Source organism: Burkholderia sp. L27(2015) (assembly GCF_009765705.1).
Taxonomy (GTDB): domain Bacteria; phylum Pseudomonadota; class Gammaproteobacteria; order Burkholderiales; family Burkholderiaceae; genus LMUX01.
In genome coordinates this window covers 1,637,760-1,648,220 of sequence record NZ_LMUX01000021.1, presented here as the reverse complement: position 1 = coordinate 1,648,220, position 10,461 = coordinate 1,637,760, and the positions used below count along the sequence as shown (strand labels likewise).

Sequence of the window (10,461 nt, the reverse complement as noted above, 5' to 3'; positions counted from 1 at the left end):
GTGTACCCCGAATGGTCGAGTCCCATAAGGACCCACGTCCTGAAGCAGGACGACATCACCGCGTGAATGCGGCGTACCAGAGAAACGGAGTTAGAGCGTGCGCGGCGGTCGCCAGAGTCCGTCCGGGGTATGGACGATCAGCGACTGCGTGTAGTGGAAAATAATGGGACTGAATAATCCGGTCGGGCGATGCGCCACCGGGACGGCAACCGGGTGATACAGGCTACCCATCTGGCATTGGGCCGTCGCCTTGCATAGAGAACCTTTGATTTTGCCGACAGAGGTCGATTTCATGTCGTCGCAGTCGGTCATGTTGGCAGACATCGCCGATCCGTCATCGCTAACCATGGCCGCCTGCATCATCGGACACTGCCCGGTCAAGCCACTAGCTGCCAGCCCACTGAGGGGCAGCACAGCGCACAGCAGCAAAACGAGGAGTGTCCGGAGAATCTTCATCGCGAAAAGTATAGCGTAATCACAATGGTTTGGTATCTGCATCACCGCCCGCTGTATCTCGGCGCGAACGGCGATGATTGATCAATGGCCTTTGTAAGCCACTTTTATGCGCGCAAACTCACCGCTCTTTTCTGCATCAAGCAGTTCCTGGTGCACCTCGGCATGCGTCTTCTGTTGCATTTGTGCTCCCGCTTGCGCAATGGCTGGCTTGATCGAAACCACTTGTGCACTAGGTAGGTTCGAGCGCGAGTCTGCATACGGATAGGGGGCATTGTGTGCGCCGCGAGGACCACTGCCGCCGCCATTAGCAAATGCCACGGTGGACACCGCGATGAGTGCGGTGGCAAAGAGAGCTCGATTCAATAAAGTAGTCGTTTTCATGATCGTTTCCTAAATTCAGAAAAATGTAAGTTGAGTGCCAAGTTGATGCCACGCGGCTCAAGATGGTTGCTCTAGCAACGCATGCTGGATCGCGCAGGTAAGGCGTTCGGAACGGAAATTGCAATACGGATGAGCGCTGTCGCGTGCTAGCTTGCGCAAAGCACGACAACCGTCATAGGGATTGGATCAAATGCGGAAGACTTGGAACAGAATGCGGGCAGGTGGAGGCGCCGAGATCAAAATCGGCTCAAGGCGAATGGGCGTTTGCGGTTGATTCGCGAACACCAGGATTGCGGAGTGGCCCCAGATTACGGGCAACAATAAGAGTGGCGGCGGACTGGGCTGGTCGGCGTGAGTCGGCTGTGCCGTGTTATCACAGTGCGCATTGCAAATCGCACTCTCATGGTGATCGCTCATATCGCTATGAGGGTTCGCCAGCACGGTAGAAATAATTGGGCTAGCAGAAACCGGTTGCTGCACCGTTGCGCAAGCGTATGCCGAGATCCACATCTGACTGAAGATCAGAGCAATGATTACCATTACAGCGGTAATCGCACGGTTAGCTTGGCGGCGCATCATTTCTGTTCAGCTTGCTTGGTTGAGTATCAGGACAATGGAACGAAGTGTAGCCATTCCCACGATGGCAATGTCAAGAGGCGAAATCAAAAAAATATCGAGAAATCAAAAAATAACGCCTTGACCTTCCAACAACTGGAAGCTTTACAGTTGGATCATTGAATGCGCGATGACGCTGAGTCGTGGGGGGTAACACCGCGCGATCAGCGTTCGAATACACGTTGCGATCTAATCCAACCTATCCAAGGTGTTGCATGAATATAGGACAAGCTGCCAATTCTTCCGGCGTCTCCGCCAAGATGATTCGCTATTATGAAAGCATAGATCTGATGCAAACTGCTGGGCGCACCGGCTCCGGATATCGAATCTACAGTGAAGATGACGTCCATGTGCTGCGTTTCATACGACAAGGGCGCAGCCTGGGGTTCTCAATCGAGCACATTCGGCGCTTGCTTGGTCTATGGCAAAACCAGCATCGCACGAGCGCCGAGGTCAAAGCGATCGCGGTGGAACACATCGATGACCTCAATCACAAGATCGCAGAGCTGGCCGAAATGCGTGACACGCTCGTCGAGCTAGCTCAGCGTTGCTCCGGCGATGATCGGCCATGTTGCCCGATTTTGGATGGAATGAGCAAAGTTGATGCGGGAAGGCTCTTGCATCAAGATCAAGCGGGCGTTTGAAGAGCCGACGCCAGTAGCCGTTCGGGTCCGCCATATCAATCAGAGTTGCTTGCAGTAGAAAGTTGTCCCGCAGAACTCGCCGTCAGGCATCAGCGCATATTTTGGCACCACTCCGACGCGCTGCCAGCCTGCCCGTTCATAGAGTCGTTCGGCATCACCGCCGGTCACCGTATCAAGCACAAGCACACTCTTGCCTTCCTCCAGCGCAGCGTGCTCGATTGCTACCATTAGACGCTGAGCGATTCCGCAGCGTCGAGCCTTACGGTGTACGAGCATCTTCGCGACATCTGCGCGATGCGGCTGGTTCTCCGGCTGTGCGGTAATGAGCTGCACAGTACCAACCAGTTGCCCGCCTCCGTCCTCCGCGACGAGGAGTACACGCTCGCCGCGTGCCACACCATCCGCGACCTTGCGCCAGAACGCCAAAGCTTTATCACGTGCTATCGGCAACATGAAACTCACTGAGGCTCCGCCTTCGACGCAGTCAATGAGTACATCGGCAAGTGCCTCCAGGCAAGCCGCCGCTTCGTCTGCGCCGACGCGGCGCACGTTCACATTATCGATCACCCGCTTCCCCCAAGATCATTGATAAAAAGAATTGTCAGCGCCACGAGCTTACTCTCAGTCAGCGGCCGCAACCAGTTCCCGACTGGTCAGTTCAACCTTCGGCGGAGTGTCCGCAGAAAGCTTTTTACGTCCTGACGTTCTTTCGACGACCGCGAGTTGACGTTGATCAGTCTGAGAATACGTACCGGCCGTCGACCTTCCTGGCGCCTATAAAGCCAAGGTCGGGGAACAACCGCTGGCGGACAAACCACACATACGTGATCATCGCCATGCCTATCGCGATGATCGCTGAGATCGTAAGGGGATTCTCTGAAAGGCCCAGGAATCGAAGCGGAAATTGGATCAGTGCGAGTATGAGATACACGTTGTACACGCCAGCTTTGTTCTTCGAGAATCCCCACACGAACAGTGCGGCGAACAAGAGCGAAATTGCTCCAAATACCAGTCCTATTGGTAGCGACCTCTCAGCCACGATATGGCCGCCGTCAACCGCGCCCACTACGTGGAAGTAGGCAAGAGCGATTGCGATTCTACGATATATCCTGTTTTGCGCGCAGCGTCGCAGATCGACATGCGATGCGATCAAATAGGCGAGAACGCGATCCTTGACGCCCTTCCCAGATAAACCGGCAAAGACGTCCTGCTTCTTTTCACCAGCGGAAAGCATCTTCGTTACCTTCTCTCGCACTTCATTTTTGTTCATAATTGGATTACCTTTCAAATATATTTTTCACTGGCGACATTCAATTCGTCACGTCCAGAGCAGCGCGAGGGACGGTACGCTTGATCGATCTTTCGCCTGAACCGTCCCCTCGATCGTCCACCACGGAGCTCATTCTCATTCAGTAGCCGCAACCAGCTCCCGACTGATCAGTTCAACCTTCAGCGGAGCATTCGCGGAAAGCTTCTTCTTAGGAATCACACGACGCCAAGCGTGGTCTGAATTTGGATCACGATAAAACGCGACGATCGCCACGTATTTCGTGTCGGGCCGCATCGGCTGCGAAAGGCTCGCGGACGCCCCCGGATCGACCACCTTAGCGACGTTCGCCTGCAAGTCCTGCGCGAGCACGGTTTTGTCGTTCTTCAACAGGTCGTCGTAGGACGCTGCATCAAAGAGCTTTCGGTCCTTGAGCTGATACACGCTCACCGAAACCGAACAAGGCTGGTTCGTCTCATCCGGATTAATCGACCCGCGCGCTGTCAGCTCGACGTCCAGCACCTTGACCTGTTTGAAGAGCACCGCGTGATACGCGCTCGAAGTCGTATCGGATGCGGCCTGCCAAGCGCCGCAACCAGACAGCAGCAGACTGGATGCGAGCGCGATAAAAACTGAAGATCGGGACATGGGAACTCGGGATTCAGGATGTAAGTGCGGGATCAAGATACGGATTGGGCGCGAGGGTGGGAAACACCTCGTAGCATCCCAGTGGAATGGTTATCAGCTGTACGCTCTCAGAGGGCAGAACAGTGGTCCACGACAGGCGCGGCGCCGGACCGGCAGACGCTGAGCCGATCCGCGGTGCGGGCGCGAGCTTGGATGACACTTCCATACGCAGGAACACGTCAGCCTTGGTGCCGACATAAAGCCGCAGAAATGCCATCAGTTCACCGTGGAGTCGAGCACCGGGCAACAGGTCATGCGCCTGCTCGGCGTTAGCCGGCCACAAGGTCACACGCGCAGCGCGGCTGCGATACGCAAGACGCGCTCCAAGCACATAGCCACCACCGAGGCCGTGTCGCTTGCCTTTTTCCCGCGTACCATCGACCCTGCCCGTCGACGCGAGTGGCTGCGGTTTTCCCGCACGCCTGAGCGTCGGGTAGAACTCGTCAACACGTACCTCGACGCCCGGAACCGCCAGAGCGACGACACCGGCGAGTCCCTCGGGCGTGCGCGTACGCTGGATCAGCAGCCCCATCAGCGCGAGAACACGCGAAGCGGGCAGTCCTGCGCGCATCGGCTTCTCGCCCCAACCGAAACCCGCGAGGCACAGCAGATTGCGCGAATGCGCATCGGTGCCCCCGGCGCGAAAGCCGATTGGATAGCGATATTTTTTCCAAGCGCGATACAGCAGCGTCACGATACGGTGATTGAACTGGTCGAGAAACGCCTCGACCGCTTCGTGCCCCTCCTCTCGCAGCACGATGTCGTCGATCATGTGCGAGGGCATCGCGGCATCAACGCCATACAGTCCCAGGAACGTCGTACGCACGGTCGGCGCGGTGGTGGCCCCGAATGCGCCCGACCCGTCATCAAACTCCACCGACGCCACTTCGCCTGCGGGAAAACCCACGCGCGGCTGAGGCCTGAAGCGAACAGGCTCGTGCTCGGGCGTGTCACGTGTGCCGAAGCCGGCATTGTCTGTCGCGCGCATTTCAAGCAGTTGGCAAAGCTGCATGAAGCTCATCGTCGGCGCACGCGCGAGCAGCGATGCCACAAGCGGTTCAATATCTGGCAGATCGCGCGGCTTCATAGCGGGGAGCGCAACGCTTTGCTGCGCGGCCATTCGGTACGAACTTGCGTTGGCAGGCTGACGATCGCGAGCTTCGTAAATAGATTGATTTCGGCATACAGACCAAAGAAGCGATGCAGCAGTTCACCGAACAGCATCACGTCACCCTCCCCTGCGAAAGCGTGACTGTCGAGCGTCACCTCGATCAGCACGCCTCGTTCGACCGAGCCGCCCGACACCTCTTCGAGCAACTCCTCTGACACATGCAGGATGCCCGCAAGACGCCGGCGATTGAGCTCGTCGCCGGTCCAGTCGTACAGTGCAAGCGCGCCGCGCAGCACTTCGGCGTCCATCATCGACAGGAAGTTCGGCGCGAGATGCGAGAGCACCCGCCACTGGAAACGGTCGCCAGTCGGTGGATACAGCGGCAACGTCGGTGCGGCCAGATTACGCACGGCGGAAACATTCGTTGCGGTACCGCCCAACTCATTGATACTCGCTTCACGCAGACCCTTTCTCGGCAGCATGCCGTTCGTGCCAGTCATGTTCAGCGATAAGTTTTCTTCGGGTAGATCCTCCATCGTCTCCCAGGCGTGGCCACCGAGAATGACCCAGGTGTCGTGCAGGCCGGTGACGCCCTGCCGCACACGAGTATGGAAGTAGCGTTCCGGCGCTTCGTGGCGCAGCATGCCACCGCGGTGGCGGAACGTGGAGAACGGGACATACTCGAATCGCTTCGCGAACTCGTGATCGAATGCCACGAGCGCGTCTACCGAATAGGTTTCGACATGTTCGCCCCGATGGCCTGCAGGAACAACGCGATATTCCGTCTCGCTGTGGTCAACCCGGATTGGCTCAGCCGTTAGCGTGAACAGGTTGATGACAGGAGTGCAGAAGAGGCGCAGGTTCTCCGCGGTGAAGTGCTGGTCTGACGGATAAGCGTGCTGAAGCAGGATCTCCAGTTCGAAGCTGGTTGAATTCACTGGTAGCTTCGCCACATCGAGTCCGCACAAATCGATGAACAGGAATTTCTCGCGAAACGTAAAGTATTCGAGCAACAGCTGATAGCCGGAGAACGCGCTTTCCGCTTTTGGCCATAGACGTTCTTCGGTTGAAAAGCCTGCGGGCTCGATTGTCACGCCCGTGAGTGGCAGCGCTTCGCCGTCGCGCACTTCGGGAATACGCCACGCGATCGAGTCGACCTGGCGGGTGAGTGCGAGGTGTATCCCCCACCAACATCCGAGTGAACGCCGGGATACATCACTTCAACCGTGTTCGCTGGATACTGCGTTCCGTCGCGCACCGAGTCCAAAGGAAACGAGTCACGCACTTCGTGTGCGGCGACGTAGTGGACACACTGCTCCACCATCGCAGGAATCTTGAGCTGCTTCCCCCAATCGTAGTGTCCATTTTTTGGCGCGACCATCAGCGCGAGACTCATAGGCGGGGCGATTATGGTAGTGGCAGCCTGGAGCGGCGGACTATGGTCCCAGGCCTTCGCACCTGCGGGCAAGCCAACCGATGCGACCGTATCGAACAAGCCCATGAAGTAAAGGCGGATCGGATATTCGCGCCACTGCCATCCCTCACCTTGTTGCTTGCATTCCGCCGCAAGGCGAACCGCAAAGGCACGTGCGCACGCGGCGCCTCTGGAAAAGCCCAACAGCGCCACGTTTATCATCCGAATCTGATGTTTCGGGTTCGTCGCACGAGCTTTCGCTTTCGCTATTATCTGATCGAACTTTTCCCGTGCCCACTGCAGGCGCCTTTCTCCACCAGCCCCAAAGGCACCCCCAAGGGCGCTTCCCGTGTTCTCGTGAATCTCGCGGAAAGGTGTACCCAAACCGGGGATATAGATCCGATACCGCCCGCTGCTGTCGTCATCCTGTGCATGCGTTAGGTACAACCTGGCCACATTGCTATGTTTTAACCGAGGCGTATCGTCGTCCAGGTTATTACCCGTGCCATCGAAAAATAGCGAAATCCAGAGCGATTGAGAGCAATCAGCAACGCCAGGTTTTTTAGCAGGGTCGACGCAATTCATCGCCGCAGCACGCTGCAGACGCTCTGCTTCTGTAAGCAGCCTATGTCCAGCTTGATCGGGAGTTTGGGTATCATCCAACATGAATTTTCTTTCCTCTATCGGGCAAAGGCGGAACGAGTTTGCAGTTTGAGACGTGGCTGCGACGGACCATCGACGAGCAGAGGCACCCCCGCCTGTCGATGGTTGTAATCGTTCAGCTGAACCGATTCAGGCACGCGCCGCATATGCTGCTCCAGCGACTTGATAGCCTCAGCGCCAGCGCTATCCAGACCCGACTCGCGTCGCAGCGGCACCGTTCTCTGATAACGGGCGTATGCATCGAGGTCGTCACCAAACACGATGACCTCGCGGTTCTTCACTTGCTCGAAGCGAAACCAGATCCCCTCATCCGCAGCGATGCGTTGAATAAACGCGAACGTCGTCTCGTGGTATTGCGTGATGTATTCGTGACGTTTGTACCGCGCGCGCAACTGCAACTTGAAGTCGACACCGTCACCGTAGCCGTAATGTTGCAACGTCTGCGTGATGATTTCCTGCACCGACTGCTTTTGAAACAACCGGCTCTTCTTGCCGCGCGCAAGATCGGCCGTGCGCGGCTCAATCACCAGCTCGTAGCGTGTCTCGTCGGCCGACGTCTCGAACTTGACGAACTGTGTAACGACGCCATGTATCGTGCGCGCGGGTGGCATGTCGCTGAACTTCTCCGCGTTCTCGCCAAACATGTGGCGCAGATACGCGGCGTTCGGGTCGATCGGGTCGATGATGAATTTCGCCGGCCGCCCGAGCACTTTCTCTATCGGCAGATTGGCAACCGGACTCGTGAATTCGACCTCATAGCGATACAACTGGCTGACCGCATCATGGCCCGTAAATTTGAGCACCGAGAATGGCGCCGGATGCGGTGCCAGCTTCACCTCATATGCCTGCGACGGCAAAACCATCGACCCCATGAACAATCCCCTTGAATACATACGACGTCAAAGACAACCAATCCGAGACGTCTACCACCACGTCCCCCGCGCTACATCACGCACTCCCAATCACCCTTTTGCCCTAGGCATCCGCGACACCAACGACAACTCAACGTCCATCCCCTCCACCTGAAAATGCGGGACGATGAAAAGCGTGATACGGAAGAATCCCGGGTTATCCGCAATATCATCGACTGCAACCCTCGCCTCACGCAGCGGGTGGGATGCCTGCAACACATCGCTGGGGTCCTTCATCTCCGTGACAAGACCCCTGATCCATTTGTTCAGCTCTAGCTCCAGAAGACGCCGGTCCTTGGTCGTGCCAATGTTTTCACGCTGGATAAGCTTCAAATAGTGCGCAATATTCGAAAGCAAAAGGATGTACGGCAGCCGCGCATTGATGCGGCTGTTTGCATTCGCGGTCGCCTCTTCGCCCTCGTGTAACACGGGCTTCTGCGCCGAATTCGCCGAATAAAAGCAGGCAAAATCGTGGCTTTTGTAAAACGACAACGGAATGAATCCCAAGTCGGCGAACTCAAATTCGCGCGTCTCCGGAATCAGCACTTCGGTCGGAATTTTCTGCTGAGCACCGATGCCGAGCTCATACCGATGGGCCGGCAAGCCATACACATCGCCCCCTGCCGCCGGCCCGCGGATCTGCACGCACCAGCCGCTGCTGGTGAAGCTGCGCACCATATTGAGTGCAAACGCGAACGATGCGTTAACCCACAAATAGCAGCTACGGTCCGCGCCCCTGACCATCTCCTGGTAGTTAAACGCACGCACAGCCGGGGTATGCACGCCATAGGGAAGACGCCCCAATACGCGAGGCAACGTCAGTCCAATATAGCGAGCGTCATCCGTGGCCCTGAAACTATTCCACTTGACGTACTCAGGACGATCGAGATAGTTGTTGATGCCCCGGATCGCGACCACCTCTTCCATCGACTGCTTGCCGAAGAACGCTGGCCCCACGCAGCCAATGAACGGCATATGCGCTGCGGCAGCCACCTTCGAGATATTGCGCAGCAGCAACACATCTTGCGGCGAATTCGTGAACTCGAAATCGCTAATGATCGCGCTGATCGGCTGGCCACCCGGCGTGTCGTACTCCTCAATGTAAGTCAGACGATACAATCCGCTTTGAGTGATTTCAGGCGCGTCCTCAAAGTCGCGCATCAGCGCATCTTTCGACACATCCAGTACCTCGATGCGCACATTTTTTCGAAAGTCCGTGCGCCCCACCAACATCCAGAGGCCGCGCCAACGTCCCTCCAGCGCCTGAAATTCCGGCGTATGCAGCACCGCATCCAGTTGCCGTCCGACCTGTTTGTCGAGCTGCCCGATGTGAAAATCGAGCACCGACTTGTCGAATCGTTGAACAGGCTTTCCAGTCTTGGCGACCAGATTAAGGAAAGCATCCATTCCACGTGCGAGGCGCTCATCGGCCGACGACCCGGCGAGCACACCGTTATCTCGAAACGCTTCGAGCGAGCGTGCCGCGATAACCGGCTTCACGTTGATCCTGCCGCACAGCAGTTCGTAGATGCGGCTGCTTTCGAGCACGACTGCCTCGGCCCCATTGAGCGCGATGGTCTTGCCCCCAATCTGCGCAAGTTCATCACGCAATTGCTGCGAGCGCGTGTCGTCTTTGAGAATCGTCTCGAACTCACGACAGAACGTGTCGTTCTCAAGCAAGTTCGACTTCATGTCACACAACAGATTGCGCATCGCCAGCATAGTCTGCAGTTCCGGGATCTGGTGCGCGACCTGTTCCGGCTCGAAATCCGTCATCGATCGGAAGCGGAGAGACACAGGAAGCTCGGAACCTCCATGGGCGAGCGTGTTCACCGTCGCGACATTCAATTCGGGCGACAAGTCCGACAGCACCGCGTCAAATTTGCTCATATCGATATTGATCTTCTTGCGTCGCGCGAGCGCTGCCTGTTCCTTGCCCGCGCTGAAGTCCCCGGCAACTAGCAGTTTGAGCGGCAGCTCGACCTTCTTCCGGGATCCGGCCGTGTTCAGATCTAACGCAATCGACACCCTTGATCGCGGAATTTCTCGCTGGTATCTGTCCATTAGTAGTCCTTTAAATAGTAGGTATTCCAAGGCGTTTTTGAACGTGTCCTTCTCGATTCGGCCATCTCTTCCGTGCCGACAACCGCACTCATCCGATCGATCCTCGATGACATTCTCAGCCATCTCAGGACCGATCTTTACTCATGCGACCTTCGATCGCCGACCGTATTAAACACGGCACCCCTGCCTTAAGTCAAACGATCTTTGCGGGCAATCCATCCCATAAAACATCAAAATTAGATCTCGAT

General features: G+C 56.8%; 9 protein-coding genes and 3 pseudogenes. 1 reads left to right on the top strand and 11 read right to left on the bottom strand.

The window, feature by feature from the left end:
- Window positions 1-90: 90 nt before the first annotated feature.
- Both GSQ77_RS25760 and GSQ77_RS25755 read right to left on the bottom strand, forming a co-directional pair.
- Entirely contained in the window at window positions 91-456 is a 366-nt protein-coding gene (locus GSQ77_RS25760; protein ID WP_158906127.1) for a hypothetical protein, read from the bottom strand.
- Between the two features lie 81 nt (window positions 457-537).
- The gene (locus tag GSQ77_RS25755) at window positions 538-837 is read right to left on the bottom strand and encodes a hypothetical protein (RefSeq protein ID WP_158906125.1); all 300 of its coding nucleotides are present in this window, start codon (window positions 835-837) and stop codon (window positions 538-540) included.
- A gap of 830 nt (window positions 838-1,667) precedes the next feature.
- Between GSQ77_RS25755 and cueR the strand changes: the two genes are divergently transcribed.
- Complete coding sequence (gene cueR, locus GSQ77_RS25750) at window positions 1,668-2,096, top strand: Cu(I)-responsive transcriptional regulator (protein ID WP_158906123.1); 429 nt, start codon at window positions 1,668-1,670, stop codon at window positions 2,094-2,096.
- A 39-nt stretch (window positions 2,097-2,135) separates the two neighbouring features.
- On the opposite strand, the gene GSQ77_RS25745 is transcribed toward cueR, so the two are convergent.
- From GSQ77_RS25745 to tssB, 9 genes and pseudogenes are all read right to left on the bottom strand, one after another.
- Window positions 2,136-2,663 (bottom strand): GNAT family N-acetyltransferase, encoded by a 528-nt coding sequence (locus tag GSQ77_RS25745; RefSeq protein WP_158906121.1) that lies wholly within the window; start codon window positions 2,661-2,663, stop codon window positions 2,136-2,138.
- Between the two features lie 166 nt (window positions 2,664-2,829).
- Window positions 2,830-3,366 (bottom strand): hypothetical protein, encoded by a 537-nt coding sequence (locus GSQ77_RS25740; protein WP_158906119.1) that lies wholly within the window; start codon window positions 3,364-3,366, stop codon window positions 2,830-2,832.
- A 135-nt stretch (window positions 3,367-3,501) separates the two neighbouring features.
- Window positions 3,502-4,011 carry a type VI secretion system lipoprotein TssJ gene (tssJ, locus tag GSQ77_RS25735; protein WP_158906117.1) on the bottom strand — a complete coding sequence of 170 codons (510 nt, stop codon included), beginning with the start codon at window positions 4,009-4,011 and terminating at the stop codon, window positions 3,502-3,504.
- Between the two features lie 13 nt (window positions 4,012-4,024).
- Window positions 4,025-5,137: a type VI secretion system baseplate subunit TssG gene (tssG, locus tag GSQ77_RS25730; RefSeq protein WP_158906115.1), complete on the bottom strand. Its 1,113-nt coding sequence runs from the start codon at window positions 5,135-5,137 to the stop codon at window positions 4,025-4,027.
- A pseudogene (gene tssF, locus GSQ77_RS25725) lies at window positions 5,134-6,342 on the bottom strand (type VI secretion system baseplate subunit TssF); the annotation flags it as partial. The pseudogene tssF and the gene tssG, both read right to left, overlap by 4 nt.
- Entirely contained in the window at window positions 6,252-7,160 is a 909-nt protein-coding gene (locus tag GSQ77_RS25720) for a DUF2235 domain-containing protein (protein WP_254067836.1), read from the bottom strand. The gene GSQ77_RS25720 and the pseudogene tssF, both read right to left, overlap by 91 nt.
- 149 nt (window positions 7,161-7,309) lie before the next feature.
- A pseudogene (locus GSQ77_RS25715) lies at window positions 7,310-8,101 on the bottom strand (type VI secretion system Vgr family protein); the annotation flags it as partial.
- Window positions 8,102-8,200: 99 nt separating this feature from the next.
- Window positions 8,201-9,739 (bottom strand): type VI secretion system contractile sheath large subunit, encoded by a 1,539-nt coding sequence (gene tssC, locus GSQ77_RS25710; protein ID WP_254067835.1) that lies wholly within the window; start codon window positions 9,737-9,739, stop codon window positions 8,201-8,203.
- A 15-nt stretch (window positions 9,740-9,754) separates the two neighbouring features.
- Window positions 9,755-10,213, bottom strand: a pseudogene (gene tssB, locus GSQ77_RS29690) (type VI secretion system contractile sheath small subunit); the annotation flags it as partial.
- Window positions 10,214-10,461: the final 248 nt, after the last annotated feature.